Source organism: Pseudomonas sp. RT4P38 (assembly GCF_054897765.1).
In genome coordinates this window covers 5,333,629-5,349,192 of sequence record NZ_CM142703.1, presented here as the reverse complement: position 1 = coordinate 5,349,192, position 15,564 = coordinate 5,333,629, and the positions used below count along the sequence as shown (strand labels likewise).

Below are 15,564 nucleotides of genomic sequence, written 5' to 3'. Positions count from 1 at the left end.
GAAGAAATATCGGCTTCGGGCCTGTCGTTAGAATGCCGATCACTCGCTCGTTGTTGCTCGCGTTGAAAAAAACACGCGATTCCTACGACGCAGCATCGCTTTGCGGTTTTACTCACTCGCATATTGGGCTGTCGCTCACTCTGCCGTTTTAGCCCTTTACCGATGGAGTCCCAAGATGAAGAAACTCGTGCTGCTTGGCGCCCTGGCACTGTCCGTGCTGTCCCTGCCAACCTTCGCCGATGAAAAGCCTCTGAAAATTGGTATCGAAGCGGCTTACCCTCCGTTCGCTTCCAAAGCGCCGGACGGCAGCATCGTTGGTTTCGACTACGACATCGGCAATGCTCTGTGCGAAGAGATGAAGGTCAAGTGCGTTTGGGTCGAGCAAGAGTTCGACGGTCTGATCCCGGCACTCAAGGTGCGCAAGATCGACGCGATCCTGTCGTCCATGTCGATCACTGAAGACCGTAAGAAGTCCGTGGACTTCACCAACAAGTACTACAACACCCCGGCTCGCCTGGTCATGAAGGCCGGCACTCCAGTCAGCGACAGCCTGGCTGAGCTCAAGGGCAAAAACATCGGCGTGCAACGTGGTTCGATCCACGAGCGTTTCGCCCGTGAAGTCCTGGCCCCGCTGGGTGCCGAGATCAAGCCTTACGGTTCGCAGAACGAAATTTATCTCGACGTCGCTGCCGGCCGCCTCGACGGCACCGTGGCAGACGCTACGCTGCTGGATGACGGTTTCCTGAAAACCGACGCCGGCAAAGGTTTCGCCTTCGTCGGCCCGGCCTTCACCGACGTCAAATACTTCGGCGACGGCGTGGGTATCGCGGTTCGCAAGGGTGACGCGCTGAAAGACAAGATCAACACCGCGATCACTGCCATTCGCGAGAACGGCAAGTACAAGCAAATCCAGGACAAGTACTTCGCCTTCGATATCTACGGCAAGTAACAGTCCCGGCGACAAGTCCGAAATGGCGCAAGCAACAGGATCTCTGAGGTTTGCGCCATTTTTTCATCCCAACTTTCGAGGACCTGAATCATGTTGAAAGGCTACGGGGCTGTCATCCTCGATGGCGCATGGCTGACGCTTCAGCTCGCCTTGTCGTCCATGGTCTTGGCCATTTTTCTGGGCCTGATCGGCGTCGCGCTGCGTCTGTCCCCGATTCGCTGGCTGGCCTGGCTGGGCGACCTGTATTCCACGGTGATCCGCGGTATTCCCGATCTGGTGTTGATCCTGCTGATTTTCTACGGCGGTCAGGACCTGCTCAACCGTGTCGCGCCGCTGCTCGGTTTTGACGACTACATCGACCTGAACCCGTTGGCCGCCGGTATCGGCACTTTGGGCTTCATCTTCGGTGCGTACCTGTCGGAAACCTTCCGTGGCGCCTTCATGGCAATCCCGAAAGGTCAGGCAGAAGCCGGCATGGCGTACGGCATGAGCAGTTTTCAGGTGTTCTTCCGGGTGTTGGTGCCGCAGATGATTCGCCTGGCGATTCCGGGCTTTACCAACAACTGGCTGGTACTGACCAAGGCCACCGCGCTGATTTCGGTGGTGGGTCTGCAAGACATGATGTTCAAGGCCAAGCAGGCGGCAGATGCTACCCGCGAGCCTTTCACCTTCTTCCTCGCAGTGGCGGCGATGTACCTGGTGATCACCAGTGTCTCGTTGCTGGCATTGCGTCACCTTGAGAAGCGCTACTCGGTAGGCGTAAGGGCGGCTGATCTATGATCTTCGACTACAACGTCATTTGGGAGGCCTTGCCGCTGTACTTCGGCGGTTTGCTGACCACCCTCAAATTGCTCGCGCTGTCGCTGTTTTTCGGCCTGCTGTGCGCTTTGCCGCTGGGTTTGATGCGCGTCTCCAAGAATGCAGTCGTCAATATGACGGCTTGGCTCTTCACCTACGTGATCCGCGGCACGCCGATGCTGGTGCAGCTGTTTTTGATCTACTACGGTCTGGCGCAGTTCGAAGCGGTGCGTGAAAGCGTCTTTTGGCCGTGGCTGTCCAGCGCGACGTTCTGTGCGTGCCTGGCGTTCGCCATCAACACCAGTGCCTACACCGCGGAAATCATCGCCGGCAGCTTGCGCGCTACACCGAACGGCGAGATCGAAGCCGCCAAGGCGATGGGCATGTCGCGCTACAAAATGTACCAGCGCATCCTGCTGCCGTCGGCCCTGCGCCGGGCGCTGCCGCAGTACAGCAACGAGGTGATCATGATGCTGCAGACCACCAGTCTGGCCTCGATCGTGACCCTGATCGACATCACCGGTGCCGCGCGCACCGTCAACGCTCAGTTCTACTTGCCGTTCGAGGCGTACATCACGGCGGGTGTGTTCTACCTGTGCCTGACCTTCATTCTGGTGAAGCTGTTCAAACTGGCCGAGCGCCGCTGGCTGGGCTATCTGGCCCCGCGGAAGCACTGATATGGAACGCATCGATCATTCATTGCCGTGGAGCCACCTGGGCAGCGAACGCCAGATTTCGGTGTTCTGTTTCGGTAATAGGGAGCGCAGTGGCGGGCGCAAGGCCTATATCCAGGCCAGCCTGCACGCCGATGAATTGCCGGGCATGCGCACGGCCTGGGAGCTGAAAAAGCGCCTGACCGAACTCGAAGCTCAAGGCTTGCTCAACGGTGTGATCGAACTGGTGCCGGTGGCCAATCCACTGGGCCTCGGTCAACTGCTTCAGGGTAATCATCAAGGGCGTTTTGAGGCGGGCAGCGGCAAGAACTTCAACCGGGATTTCGTCGAGCTGAGCGAGCCAGTGGCCGCTGCGCTGGAAGGGCATCTGGGCGATGATCCGCACGCCAACATTCGCTTGATCCGTCAGGCTATGAGCGACGCATTGGCGGCATTGCCGCCGGCTGCGAGTCAGTTGCAAGGCATGCAGCGCATTTTGCTCAGCCATGCCTGCACCGCCGATGTCGTGCTGGATCTGCACTGCGATTGCGAAGCGGCGCTGCACATGTACGCCTTGCCGCAACATTGGCCGCAGTGGCGTTCGCTCGCCGCGCACCTGAATGTGAAGGTCGGTCTGCTGGCGGAAGATTCCGGCGGCAGTTCGTTCGACGAAGCCTGCTCGCTGCCGTGGCTGCGCCTGTCGCGACTGTTCCCGGACGCGCAGATTCCCCTGGCCTGCCTGGCGACTACTATTGAATTAGGTGGTCAGGCCGATACCGGTCGATCAGAGGCGGTGGCTTACGCCGAAGGCATTCTGGCGTTCCTCGCCGAACAAGGCTTGATCAGCGGCGAATGGCCAAAACCTGCGCAGGACGCGTGCGAAGGCCTGCCATTCGAAGGCACCGAATTGCTGTTCGCGCCGCACCCTGGCGTGATCAGTTATTTGCGTAAACCCGGTGAATGGATCGAAGCCGGCGACGAGATTTTCGAAGTGATCGATCCGTTATCGGATCGGGTCAGCACGGTGTGTGCTGGTACGTCCGGGGTGCTGTTTGCCATTGAACGGCTGCGTTATGCCCAACCCGGTTTCTGGCTGGCCAAGGTGGCGGGGCGCGAAGCGCTGCGTCACGGGCGCTTGCTCAACGACTGACTGACTGTTTTTGTGAGAACCGACCGCATGTACAAACTTGAAGTCCAAGACCTGCATAAACGCTATGGCAGTCACGAAGTGCTCAAGGGCGTGTCCCTGAAAGCGGCGGCTGGCGATGTGATCAGCATCATCGGCTCTAGTGGCTCCGGCAAAAGTACTTTCCTGCGCTGCATCAACCTGCTGGAGCAGCCCCACGCGGGCAAGATTCTGCTCAACAACGAAGAGTTGAAGCTGGTCGCCAACAAGGACGGCGCGCTGAAGGCGGCCGACCCGAAACAGCTGCAACGCATGCGTTCGCGCCTGTCGATGGTGTTCCAGCATTTCAACCTGTGGTCGCACATGACCGCGCTGGAAAACATCATGGAAGCGCCGGTCCACGTACTCGGCATGTCCAAGGCCGAAGCCCGCGAGAAGGCCGAACACTACCTGAACAAGGTCGGCGTGGCGCATCGTAAAGATGCTTACCCGGGCCACATGTCTGGCGGTGAACAACAGCGTGTCGCAATTGCCCGTGCACTGGCGATGGAGCCTGAGGTGATGCTGTTCGACGAACCGACGTCGGCGCTCGACCCGGAACTGGTTGGCGACGTGCTGAAAGTCATGCAGGCCCTGGCGCTGGAAGGCCGGACCATGGTGGTGGTCACGCACGAAATGGGCTTTGCCCGTGAAGTGTCGAACCAGCTGGTGTTCCTGCACAAAGGTGTCGTCGAAGAAAGCGGCAACCCGCGTGAAGTGTTGGTCAATCCACAGTCCGAACGCTTGCAACAATTCCTCTCGGGTAGCCTCAAGTAATCGCTCCCGTTACGCACCAAATTAGGTCATGCTGCGCACCGCGCGCCAGATGGTCTAATTTGGTTGCAGCCGCTTTCGGCTTCTAACAGTGTTTTCGTTTCGGATTGCCCGCCATGACTGCCCATCGAATTGGTTTCCTGATTTGGCCCAGCACTAAAGCACTGACGCTTGCGCTGGCTGAGGAGGCCTTGCGTGTTGCCCAGCGTGTGCATCCGGACGTTGTCTACGAACTGTCGTTTTTGCAGGCCGAACCGCCGACCGAAGGTGCCTGGCGATTGCCGGGTGAGCCGTGGGCCGGCAAGCTCGAAAACTTCCAGAAACTGTTCCTGCTCGCCGACGAGCCACCGACCTCACTCGCGCCGGCGCTCAGCAGTTCGCTGAAACAACTGGTGCGTGCTGGCTGTGTGATCGGTGGTTTGTCTGCCGGTGTTTACCCGTTGGCTCAATTGGGTTTGCTCGACGGTTATCGCGCTGCCGTGCATTGGCGTTGGCAGGACGATTTCACCGAACGTTTCCCGAAAGTCATCGCCACCAGTCATCTGTTCGACTGGGATCGCGATCGCCTGACCGCGTGCGGCGGCCTGTCGGTTCTGGATCTGTTGTTGGCGGTACTGGCCCGTGACCACGGCGCCGAACTGGCGGGTGCGGTGTCCGAGGAGCTGGTGGTCGAGCGCATCCGTGAAGGCGGCGAACGCCAACGCATTCCGCTGCAGAATCGCCTCGGCTCCAGTCATCCGAAGCTCACCCAAGCGGTGTTGCTCATGGAAGCCAACATCGAAGAGCCGCTGACCACTGACGAAATCGCCCAACATGTGTGCGTGTCCCGTCGGCAGCTGGAGCGGATTTTCAAGCAATACCTCAACCGCGTGCCGAGCCAGTATTACCTGGAATTGCGCCTGAACAAGGCCCGGCAGATGTTGATGCAAACCAGCAAGTCGATCATTCAGATCGGCCTGTCGTGTGGCTTCTCCTCGGGGCCGCACTTCTCCAGCGCCTACCGCAACTTCTTCGGCGCCACGCCGCGGGAAGATCGCAACCAGCGGCGCAGCAGCAGCCCGTTCGAATTGTCGTCGGTGCCGTCCGAGCGCGGGTGATTCCTCACAAGCGCGCCTTACTCGTCGACTTCGGACCCCTGCGAAGACGATACCTGCATTTCGCCGCGATTGATCACGTCTTCCACGCCGAAATCCACCCCCGTATTCTGGTAGTAGTCGATCAGTCGTAGCAGGGCTTGCTCGGTAAACGGATTGCCTCGAAGGCTAATGTTCTCCGCCACGTCCACCGGCAATTCCATGATGTCGCTCGGGACGTCGGTGATTGCGTTGCCGCTCAGGTCTGCCAAATCCAGCTCGGTCAACTTCAGTAGGCCGTTGGGCATGTCGCTGATTCCGGTGTCATGCAACAGGACGGTCGCGAGGTCCGGCATCTGGCTCAGATCAGGTGTCTGCCCCAGCGGGTTGGAGCTCAAGTCGAGGTGGTCGAGGTGCTCCATTCCTGCCAACGCGTTTGCCGACTCCGCAGACAAGCTGATGCGGCAATCGTGCAGCGTCAGCGAACGCAAGCGGCCCATCGTGAACACGGCATCAGGAATGCCGCCCAGGTCACACTCGCGCAGCCGCAGACTTTTCAGATTGGGGAACGATTTCAGGAATTGTCCAATGCGCGTCACGCCATCGGAACTTTCCAGTTCCAGCGCCGACACATGCTTGAAGTCAGCATTGAGGGTGGGAAGCTCCCCGTTGATCCGCGGGCTGATGATCAGTTCGAAGGTTGGCTCAAGTGCGTCGTTGAAATCATCCTGGTCCGTCTCAATACGCCAGCATCGCTCCAATAACTGTTTGAATTCGTCACGGTTGGCGTACTCGATAAGCCGTTGCTGTTCACTGAACGGTTCACCGGTCTGTGGGTGCAGAGGCGGTAAGTCGGCTGTCCAGGCAGCCAGATCGATGCTCAGTTGGGCGAGCTCCGCTTCCAGCCTTGTCAGCTCTATTCGGCCGTCTGCCAATGTGCCCGGCAGCTCGTACACATAGTCGCTCGCCTCTTCGACTTCCAGGCTTGGAAAAAGCGCCCTGGCTCGCGCTATATCTGCATCGGGTGCGCAAACGCCCAGATCGTAGGAGGTCTCGAAGTATTGCTGCTTGATCAGTTCCCTTGCCTGGTCGCTGAGCGGATTCTGCGAAAGGTGCACGCCGCGTTGCTCATACACCGGGCTGTCGAACAATCCGGAAGGCAATTCGCTGATGTTGTTGTTCATCAACATGAGGGTGTTGAGCCTGGCATGTTGCAAGGTGCTGGCGGGTATTTCCGTCAGGCCGGTATCGCTCAGATCCAGATGAACGAGGTCGGGCATTGTTTCGATACTGGGTACGCCTTCCACCGGATTCCGGTAGAGATCCAGCATGACCATTTTTTTCATTGAGGACAGTTTTGACCAGGCGACGGCATCGAAATTGATTCCGCAATCGCTGAGTATCAATGTTTCCAGATTCACCATTTGCCCGATGGCATCGGGAAGCGTACCCAGGGTGAAACGGCGTAACTCCAGTCGGCGAAGATCGGTGAAGTGCTGCAAAAAGCCGGGCACCCCGTGCGCGGCATGACTGCCGTCGAGGGCGAGCGACGACACGTGGCTGAACTCGGCCGTCAGGTTCGGCAGATCGCCCGGGATCGCTTCAGCGAATCGCAGCGCATACCGCTCGGCGCCATCCGGCGCATCGAGGTCGCGTTCGGACTGCCGTCGCCAGCTGCGCTGGATATCCTGGGCCAGCAACCGCCGATTGTGTCGCACAGCCTGTTGCTCCAGATCGCTCAGCGGGAGCCCGGTTTCACGGTGGACGGTGGGGGCGTCACTTGTCCAGCGCTGAAGATCCCCATGCAGTACGTGGAGTTCACTGGCCAGGCGTGAAAGCTCCATGCGAGGGCCGTCGGGGTGACGTTGTAGCTGGGAGACGACGGAGCGCAGCTGTTCCTGAGTCAGGCTGGGATAAACTTCGCGAACCCTGTCATCGAGCGTTGGTGTAGATCGGTGGCTGCGACCGTAACCCTGCGTGCCACCGGGCAGGCGCATGGTCGTCGGGTCATAGAAGGGTTTTCGACGCGGGTTTTTTGCGAACAGCGTGCGCAACTGCGGTCTATTCACCGCGTGTTCGGCAATGCGTTGCTTGAGCACTTGGCTGTCTTCGGCGCCAAGACCCAGCGCAGTGCGCTCCGCCTCCGGCAACGCCTGCAGGAGGGCGTGATAAAAATCGCCGGGTTGCTCATTGTTTTCATGGACCTGATAAGTGCCGTCGTCTGCCCGAACCAATGTTCTGACGATCGGCGCATCGGGCTGGCCAATGCTGTCGCGCAGTGAGCCGTCATAAGAAAAATCCCTGACTTCGATGCGCAGACCAGCGGGCCAGCCAGGCAACGATTCAAGGCTATGCAACGCCAGTCGATGAGTGTCCGTCGTGTCCATGTCGTTCAGATAAAACCCTTCATAGGCTCTGGCCACACGCACCGCCTCCATGGCTTTGACTGCCACATCCTTGAGGCGTTGAGGGATTCGACCGTTGTGCAGCTGCATCAGCTCGGTGCCGGATGCGTTGCTCACCAGTTCTTGTGCAATATCTGTCGGTAGTCCCTGAGTTTCGCCAAGCAGTAGCTGGACCTGACGGTCATCGGTTTTTTCAAGTTCACGGTAGCGAGATTCGAACAGCGACAGGCGATGGTTCAGTGCCTGATAGCGTTCGGGATGGTCACTATCGGCATGATCGATCAATGCCTGAATATCACGATCGATTTTGAAGCGCTTGATCGTGTCGGTCAGCAGTGAAGGCGGGCGATGGTTCTCGACGTGAATCTCGCGCACTACATTGTCGTGGAAGCCACTGATGCGCAGGACTTGTTCGCGCTCGGCAGTGCTGAACGACTCGACGCTGTGGCCGAGGCGGCGCATCACGGTTTCCCGGTCCCACGTCAAGGGTTGGTCCAGCGCGGTCTGCCAGGCGCCATGATCGTTGTGACGCAAGGGTGGCTGATACGCATCGGTCCGGTGCGGATGCTGGATTTGAAACCGGCCAGTCTCGCTATCCGGTTGTACGCCATAGAGCTTGTCTTCGAGGCGCAGCAGCGCTTTGCCCTCATGCTGATACAGGCCTAGCTGATTGGGTTTGGCTTCGGTTGGCAACGTGACTGATTGCTCGTAAGGCGCGAGATCCGGCTTCCAGTACCGGGTTCGGCCCCCGGCAGTTTTGACGGTTTGGAGCGGCGAAATCAGCGCTACTGCTTCGCGAGACAACAGGCGGTTGAACGCACCGGCAGCCATGGCGCCGCCCACCGCAAATGTTCCAAGCTGAGTCACCGTCTCAACGATGCTCATCAACTGCTCGAAAGCTTCGGTTTTCAGACGCTCTGCCCAGTCGACAATGCCTTCGAAAGTGTCGTCCAGTACCTGGTAGGCCATGTAGGCCAGCATCAACTCACCCATCAAAGGAACAAATGGCAGGGCAATGAACGATGCCACTTCAAGAATCGCGGTGGCGATTTTGCTGAAGGCGTCCCATAACGCCCATCGCGCGTTTCGATCAGCGCTGGCGGTGGAGACGGCAAGGATTCGCGCATCATTGAGGACCTTGTTCATTTGCTGTTGATACAGGTGAGTCCACAGGCCGGCTTTGATCGGGCTCACCGAAAACTGCAATTTGGGCTCGTTGACTGGTGTGTCTCGCCAACTGGGCAGGGGATCGCCGTGCTTGCGCTCATGCCAGGTAACGGTGCTGAGACGCCGGTTGAGATCGGCGAAAAAGAAAGCTCTTTCTTGATGATCGACGAATCGGCTGAAGAACGCCTGGTAAGCGGGGGAGCGCAGCTTGCGGGTCAACTCTGTCAAGAATGCCTGTGCGTCAGGGTACTGTTTGAGCGGATGCTGCGGGTCGTCGGGGATATAGACAATGATCCGCCTTACCTGCCGTGAGCGCTCAAGTTTGGGCGCAAAAATGACGATGCCAGTCAACAATGAAGACATCATCGTCAGGTAATGACACTCCATTGGCTGGCCATCCAGCCGCATACCCGCGCGGCCTTGTGCGATGCCGAGAATCGAACGGTAAGCGTCGATCGGCAGGTCTTCTCGAATGTGTGCCAGTTGCAAGGCTGTTTGCAGGGCAGCTTTGTGCGTCTTGATGACCTTCGATTTCACCATCGCGCCGGCCACGGGATTGGTCACCCCCAGATTATCGTTGAGGTACGCCTCGTACTGACCACCGATATCCAGTTCCCGGCATAACCGGGTAAAGCTCTGTATAGAAAGTTGGCGTTTAATCGCCGGCAACGTTTTGAAGTGACCGGTGGGCGAGGGCTCGGTGATAAACGTCGAAGCGGACTCGTAAGCGTCCGGCTCGGTTTCTGAAGGCTGAAAATTGTGCAGGGCTGCATCGAGCAGCGATACCGTCCAGGTGCGCGCGGTGCCGGATTTGATCGGGAACCACGGGATGTTCTGCGGAACGTACAGGCGCAGGAAAGTGGTCTTGACGTCCAGGTCCAGGCCGAAGCGGATTCTCAATGCGTCGCTCAGAAGCGGTTCGGCGAAGTCCCGGGCGTTTTTCAGTTTATTCAGCATCGCCTCAAGGCGATTGCGCAGGGTCAAGTGTTCCCTGCTGGCCAATTTCAGCGATTGATGTTGCTGATGGGTTGCAGTGGCATGCCAGTCAGGAAATTCCAGAGAGGCGTTCTTGAGCGCGCTGAGCGTCACAGGCGATGCTTTCAATACCCAGTCGGGCAGATTTTTGAACGCGTGGTGGTAGTGCGCGTCCGGATGAGCGGCAAGCTCAAATTCGTGGTGATTCATCGCTAGTCCTTTAGCGTTTGGATGAAACCCAAGGAAAACAGACGAAGAAGGGCTGCGTGCGGTACATATTTACCGCACCGGTTTACAAGCCTGCCTATAACCTGTTCCGCCGGTTTAAACTGCGCCTTTGCGACGCTATATGTCGCATTGCCGTAAACCCGGCTGAAACCGGGGTTTGCGCTATAAGAAGTTGTCGCTTGGCGGCAAGGCCGGGCTGAAAACTGTCCTTACAATCCTCACCAAGCTCGCCAGTTTCAGGCGAGTGTTCCTCATCAGGAGACTCCGATGTCCGTTGAGCACGCTGCGGTACAACGCGCCGATTTCGACCAGGTAATGGTTCCCAACTACGCGCCTGCCGCTTTCATCCCTGTGCGTGGTGCCGGTTCCCGCGTCTGGGACCAGTCTGGCCGCGAGCTGATCGACTTCGCCGGCGGGATTGCCGTTAACGTATTGGGCCATGCGCACCCGGCGCTGGTCAGTGCCTTGACCGAGCAGGCGAACAAGCTGTGGCACGTCTCCAACGTCTTCACCAATGAGCCGGCCTTGCGCCTGGCGCATAAGCTGATCGACGCTACATTTGCCGAGCGCGTGTTCTTCTGCAACTCCGGCGCCGAAGCCAACGAGGCCGCCTTCAAGCTGGCCCGTCGCGTCGGCTTCGATCGTTTCGGCAGCGAGAAGTACGAAATCATCGCCGCGCTCAACAGCTTCCACGGCCGTACGCTGTTCACCGTGAACGTCGGTGGTCAGTCGAAGTATTCCGATGGCTTCGGTCCGAAGATCACCGGTATCACCCACGTGCCGTACAACGATCTGGCCGCGCTGAAAGCCGCCATCTCCGACAAGACTTGCGCTGTGGTCCTGGAACCAATTCAGGGCGAGAGCGGCGTCATCCCGGCTGAGCTCGAGTACCTGCAAGGTGCCCGCGAACTCTGCACCGCGCACAACGCGCTGCTGATCTTCGACGAAGTTCAAACCGGCATGGGCCGCAGCGGCAAGCTGTTCGCCTACCAGCAGTACGGCGTGACGCCGGACATCCTGACCAGCGCCAAGAGCCTGGGCGGTGGTTTCCCGATCGCTGCGATGCTGACCACCGAAGACCTGGCCAAACACCTGGTCGTCGGCACCCACGGCACCACGTATGGCGGCAACCCGCTGGCGTGCGCTGTCGCTGAAGCCGTGATCGACGTGGTTAATACCCCTGAAGTGCTGGCCGGTGTCAACGCCAAGCACGACAAGTTCAAGGCTCGCCTGGAACAGATCGGTGAGAAGTACGGCCTGTTCACCCAGGTCCGTGGCATGGGCCTGTTGATTGGTTGCGTGCTGAACGATGCCTGGAAAGGCAAGGCCAAGGACATCTTCAACGCCGCTGAAAAAGAAGGCCTGATGATTCTGCAAGCCGGCCCCGACGTGGTTCGTTTCGCGCCAAGCCTGGTGGTTGAAGACGCTGATATCGATGCCGGTCTGGACCGTTTTGAACGCGCTGCGGCCAAACTGACTCAAGCCTGATAGACCCTTCGACGCCTGACATTTCAGGCGTCGAACAAATTTTTATGCCGGGCCCGCTCTTCTGTAGGAGCGAGGCTTGCCCGCGAAGGCGGAGTGTCAGCCACCATCATCATCGGCTGACACGCCGCCTTCGCGGGCAAGCCTCGCTCCTACAAGGGTTCGGTTTATTTCCCTCAAAAGAGTTACGAGAAAGGAGTGACACCATGCTGGTGATGCGCCCCGCGCAAATGGCTGATCTGGGCGAGGTACAGCGTCTGGCTGCGGACAGCCCGATTGGTGTCACTTCCTTGCCGGATGACGTTGAACGCCTGAGCGACAAGATCGCAGCAAGCGAAGCCTCGTTCGCCGCCGAAGTCAGCTTCAACGGTGAAGAGAGCTATTTCTTCGTCCTCGAAGACACCGCCACCGGAAAACTGGTGGGCTGTTCGGCCATCGTTGCGTCGGCCGGTTATTCCGAGCCGTTCTACAGTTTCCGTAATGAAACCTTTGTGCACGCCTCCCGCGAGCTGAAGATTCATAACAAGATTCACGTGCTCTCCCAGTGCCACGACCTGACCGGCAACAGCTTGCTGACCAGTTTTTACGTGCTGCCGGAACTGGTGGGTTCGGCCTGGTCGGAGCTCAATTCCCGCGGTCGCTTGCTGTTCGTGGCCAGCCATCCGGAGCGCTTTGCCGATTCCGTGGTGACCGAGATCGTCGGCTACAGCGACGAAAATGGCGATTCGCCGTTTTGGGATGCCATCGGCCGCAACTTCTTCGACCTCAACTACGCCGCTGCCGAGCGTCTGTGCGGTCTGAAGAGCCGTACGTTCCTGGCGGAATTGATGCCGCATTACCCGATCTATGTGCCGCTGCTGCCGGATACCGCTCAAGAAGCGATGGGCCAGGTGCACCCACGGGCGCAGATCACCTTCGACATCCTGATGCGCGAAGGCTTCGAGACCGATCACTACATCGACATTTTCGACGGTGGCCCGACCCTGCACGCCCGTGTCTCGGGGATCCGTTCGATCGCCCAGAGCCGAGTAGTCCCGGTGAAAATCGGCGAGCCGGTCAAAGGCGCCGGTCGTCAGTACCTGGTGGCCAACGCGCAGTTGCAGGATTACCGCGCGGTATTGCTCGAGCTCGATTACGCGCCGGGCAAACCCGTGACCCTGGATCTTGAAGCGGCCGAAGCCCTGGGCGTCGGTGAAGGTGCCAGCGTGCGCCTGGTGGCGGTTTAACGCCTTACAGCGAGTTTCACGGGTGGCGCAAGCGGCCCGTTTGAGGAGATAGCATGATCGTTCGTCCCGTACGCAGCAGCGATTTACCCGCTCTGATCGACCTGGCCCGCAGCACCGGCACCGGCCTGACCACGTTGCCGGCCAATGAAGAACGTCTGGCCCATCGGGTCGGCTGGGCCGAGAAGACCTTCCGCGGCGAAGCCGGGCGGGGCGATGCGGACTACCTGTTCGTACTCGAAGACGATGACGGTCGCGTGGTGGGCATTTCCGCCATCGCCGGCGCCGTTGGCCTGCGTGAGCCTTGGTACAACTTCCGGGTTGGCCTGACCGTCAGCGCTTCCCAGGAACTGAACATCTACCGCGAAATCCCGACGCTGTTCCTGGCCAACGACCTGACCGGTAACTCCGAGCTGTGCTCACTGTTCCTGCACGCCGACTACCGCACTGGCCTCAACGGTCGCATGCTGGCCAAGGCGCGGATGCTGTTCATCGCCGAGTTCCCGCAGCTGTTTGGCAACAAGATCATCGCCGAGATGCGCGGCATGTCCGACGAAGCGGGGCGTTCGCCGTTCTGGGAAAGCCTGGGGCGTCACTTCTTCAAGATGGAATTCAGCCAGGCCGATTACCTGACCGGTGTGGGCAACAAGGCGTTCATCGCCGAATTGATGCCGAAATTTCCGTTGTACACCTGCTTCCTGTCGCCGGAGGCGCGCAACGTGATCGGCCAGGTTCATCCGGACACCGAGCCGGCCCTGGCCATGCTCAAGAGCGAAGGCTTCAGCTATCAGGGCTACGTCGACATCTTCGACGCCGGTCCTGCGGTGGAGTGCGAAACCGGCAAGATCCGCGCAATTCGCGACAGCCAGGCGCTGGTGCTGGCCATCGGCACGCCGGGTGACGACGCCACACCGTTCCTCATTCATAACCGCAAGCGCGATGACTGCCGGATCACTGCTGCTCCTGCACGCTTCGCCGCCGGCACGCTGGTGGTCGATCCGCTGACTGCCAAACGTCTTCAACTCAACGCCGGCGATCAAGTGCGCGCCGTTCCGTTGTCTGCTGCCAGGGAGTCGAAATAATGAATTCGCTATACATCGCAGGTGAATGGCTGGCCGGCCAGGGTGAAGCCTTCCAGTCGCTGAATCCGGTGAGTCAGCAAGTACTGTGGGCTGGCGAGGGCGCTACTGCCGCTCAGGTTGAATCGGCCGTGCAAGCCGCGCGCCAGGCGTTCCCGGGCTGGGCTCGTCGTACCCTGGAAGAACGCATTACAGTGCTGGAGGCGTTTGCCGCCGCGTTGAAAAATCACGCTGATGAACTGGCCCGCACTATTGGTGAGGAAACCGGCAAACCCCTGTGGGAAGCGGCGACCGAAGTCACCAGCATGGTCAACAAGATAGCGATCTCGGTGCAGAGCTACCGCGAACGTACCGGCGAGAAGAGCGGCCCATTGGGCGACGCCACCGCCGTGTTGCGCCACAAACCACACGGTGTGGTTGCGGTGTTCGGGCCTTACAACTTCCCTGGTCACTTGCCGAACGGTCATATCGTGCCGGCGCTGCTGGCCGGTAACAGTGTGCTGTTCAAACCAAGCGAACTGACGCCGAAAGTCGCTGAGCTGACGGTCAAGTGCTGGATCGAAGCCGGTCTGCCGGCAGGCGTGTTGAACCTGCTGCAAGGCGCTCGCGAGACCGGTATCGCCCTGGCGGCGAACCCGGGTATCGACGGTTTGTTCTTCACCGGTTCCAGCCGCACCGGCAATCACCTGCATCAACAGTTTGCTGGTCGTCCGGACAAGATCCTCGCGCTGGAAATGGGCGGTAACAACCCGCTGGTCGTTGATCAGGTCGCAGACCTCGATGCTGCCGTTTACACCATCATCCAGTCGGCGTTCATTTCTGCCGGTCAGCGTTGCACGTGTGCCCGCCGCTTGCTGGTGCCGCAGGGCGCCTGGGGCGACACACTGCTGGCGCGTCTGGTGGCGGTCAGTTCGACGATTGAAGTCGGCGCGTTTGATCAGCAACCGGCACCGTTCATGGGCTCGGTGATTTCCCTTGGTGCTGCGAAAACCCTGATGGATGCGCAAGAGCATCTGCTGGGCAACGGCGCCGTGGCGCTGCTGGAAATGACTCAACCACACGCTCAAGCCGCCTTGCTGACCCCAGGCATTCTGGACGTGACGGCCGTGGCTGATCGTCCTGATGAAGAGCTGTTCGGCCCGCTGCTGCAAGTGATCCGCTACGCTGATTTTGAAGCGGCGATCGCTGAAGCCAACGACACCGACTATGGCTTGGCGGCCGGTCTGCTGTCGGATTCCGAAGCACGTTATCAGCAGTTCTGGCTGGAAAGCCGTGCTGGCATCGTCAACTGGAACAAGCAGCTGACCGGTGCGGCGAGCAGCGCGCCATTCGGCGGTGTCGGCGCCTCGGGCAACCACCGCGCCAGCGCCTACTACGCAGCCGATTACTGCGCGTACCCGGTTGCTTCGCTGGAAACGCCGAGCCTGACCTTGCCTACCGCGCTAACCCCGGGCGTGCGCATGTCGTAAGGCCCAATCGCGGACAAGCCCGCTCCCACAAAGATTGCGCAAAACCTGTGGGAGCGAGCTTGCTCGCGATAGCCGCGACTCGGTCTCAAAGAACAGTTACCAGATGCCTATAACAACAGAT

11 protein-coding genes are annotated in these 15,564 nt (G+C 59.4%); 10 read left to right on the top strand and 1 reads right to left on the bottom strand.

The annotated features are described in order from the left end of the window. Positions 1-175: 175 nt before the first annotated feature. From ACYZT7_RS24810 to argR, 6 genes are all read left to right on the top strand, one after another. On the top strand, positions 176-949 hold the full coding sequence (locus ACYZT7_RS24810) for an ABC transporter substrate-binding protein (protein WP_008154331.1): 774 nt from the start codon (positions 176-178) through the stop codon (positions 947-949). Positions 950-1,039: 90 nt separating this feature from the next. Beyond that, positions 1,040-1,729, top strand: coding sequence for an ABC transporter permease (locus tag ACYZT7_RS24805; RefSeq protein WP_131059697.1), 690 nt, complete (start codon positions 1,040-1,042; stop codon positions 1,727-1,729). Beyond that, positions 1,726-2,424, top strand: coding sequence for an ABC transporter permease (locus ACYZT7_RS24800; RefSeq protein WP_462038591.1), 699 nt, complete (start codon positions 1,726-1,728; stop codon positions 2,422-2,424). The genes ACYZT7_RS24805 and ACYZT7_RS24800 overlap by 4 nt, the downstream gene beginning before the upstream one ends. Position 2,425: 1 nt before the next feature. Further along, complete coding sequence (locus tag ACYZT7_RS24795; protein WP_462038590.1) at positions 2,426-3,550, top strand: M14 family metallopeptidase; 1,125 nt, start codon at positions 2,426-2,428, stop codon at positions 3,548-3,550. A gap of 27 nt (positions 3,551-3,577) precedes the next feature. Next, positions 3,578-4,342: an ABC transporter ATP-binding protein gene (locus ACYZT7_RS24790; RefSeq protein ID WP_008154324.1), complete on the top strand. Its 765-nt coding sequence runs from the start codon at positions 3,578-3,580 to the stop codon at positions 4,340-4,342. A gap of 113 nt (positions 4,343-4,455) precedes the next feature. Further along, a complete protein-coding gene (gene argR, locus ACYZT7_RS24785) occupies positions 4,456-5,436 on the top strand; it encodes a transcriptional regulator ArgR (RefSeq protein ID WP_462038589.1) in 981 nt (326 codons plus the stop codon). Between the two features lie 17 nt (positions 5,437-5,453). On the opposite strand, the gene ACYZT7_RS24780 is transcribed toward argR, so the two are convergent. Beyond that, positions 5,454-10,169, bottom strand: a complete 4,716-nt coding sequence (locus ACYZT7_RS24780) for a dermonecrotic toxin domain-containing protein (RefSeq protein ID WP_462038588.1) — start codon at positions 10,167-10,169, stop codon at positions 5,454-5,456. 285 nt (positions 10,170-10,454) lie between these two features. Here ACYZT7_RS24780 and ACYZT7_RS24775 point away from each other — a divergent pair, with 285 nt between their 5' ends. The 4 genes from ACYZT7_RS24775 to astD all read left to right on the top strand — a co-directional run bounded on the left by ACYZT7_RS24775 (position 10,455) and on the right by astD (position 15,443). Further along, positions 10,455-11,675 carry an aspartate aminotransferase family protein gene (locus tag ACYZT7_RS24775; protein WP_462038587.1) on the top strand — a complete coding sequence of 407 codons (1,221 nt, stop codon included), beginning with the start codon at positions 10,455-10,457 and terminating at the stop codon, positions 11,673-11,675. Between the two features lie 203 nt (positions 11,676-11,878). Then, the gene (gene aruF / locus ACYZT7_RS24770) at positions 11,879-12,898 is read left to right on the top strand and encodes an arginine/ornithine succinyltransferase subunit alpha (protein ID WP_461977786.1); all 1,020 of its coding nucleotides are present in this window, start codon (positions 11,879-11,881) and stop codon (positions 12,896-12,898) included. A gap of 53 nt (positions 12,899-12,951) precedes the next feature. After that, entirely contained in the window at positions 12,952-13,977 is a 1,026-nt protein-coding gene (gene astA, locus ACYZT7_RS24765; protein WP_462038586.1) for an arginine N-succinyltransferase, read from the top strand. Next, positions 13,974-15,443, top strand: a complete 1,470-nt coding sequence (astD, locus tag ACYZT7_RS24760) for a succinylglutamate-semialdehyde dehydrogenase (protein WP_462041856.1) — start codon at positions 13,974-13,976, stop codon at positions 15,441-15,443. Before astA ends, astD begins: the two co-directional genes overlap by 4 nt. The last annotated feature ends 121 nt before the right edge of the window (positions 15,444-15,564 follow it).

Excerpts from the sequence above, each read along its gene's own strand:
- ACYZT7_RS24810 (WP_008154331.1), top strand. The coding sequence starts at position 176 with ATGAAGAAACTCGTGCTGCTTGGCGCCCTGGCACTGTCCGTGCTGTCC.
- ACYZT7_RS24805 (WP_131059697.1), top strand. The coding sequence starts at position 1,040 with ATGTTGAAAGGCTACGGGGCTGTCATCCTCGATGGCGCATGGCTGACG.
- ACYZT7_RS24800 (WP_462038591.1), top strand. The coding sequence starts at position 1,726 with ATGATCTTCGACTACAACGTCATTTGGGAGGCCTTGCCGCTGTACTTC.
- ACYZT7_RS24795 (WP_462038590.1), top strand. The coding sequence starts at position 2,426 with ATGGAACGCATCGATCATTCATTGCCGTGGAGCCACCTGGGCAGCGAA.
- ACYZT7_RS24790 (WP_008154324.1), top strand. The coding sequence starts at position 3,578 with ATGTACAAACTTGAAGTCCAAGACCTGCATAAACGCTATGGCAGTCAC.
- argR (WP_462038589.1), top strand. The coding sequence starts at position 4,456 with ATGACTGCCCATCGAATTGGTTTCCTGATTTGGCCCAGCACTAAAGCA.
- ACYZT7_RS24780 (WP_462038588.1), bottom strand. The coding sequence starts at position 10,169 with ATGAATCACCACGAATTTGAGCTTGCCGCTCATCCGGACGCGCACTAC.
- ACYZT7_RS24775 (WP_462038587.1), top strand. The coding sequence starts at position 10,455 with ATGTCCGTTGAGCACGCTGCGGTACAACGCGCCGATTTCGACCAGGTA.
- aruF (WP_461977786.1), top strand. The coding sequence starts at position 11,879 with ATGCTGGTGATGCGCCCCGCGCAAATGGCTGATCTGGGCGAGGTACAG.
- astA (WP_462038586.1), top strand. The coding sequence starts at position 12,952 with ATGATCGTTCGTCCCGTACGCAGCAGCGATTTACCCGCTCTGATCGAC.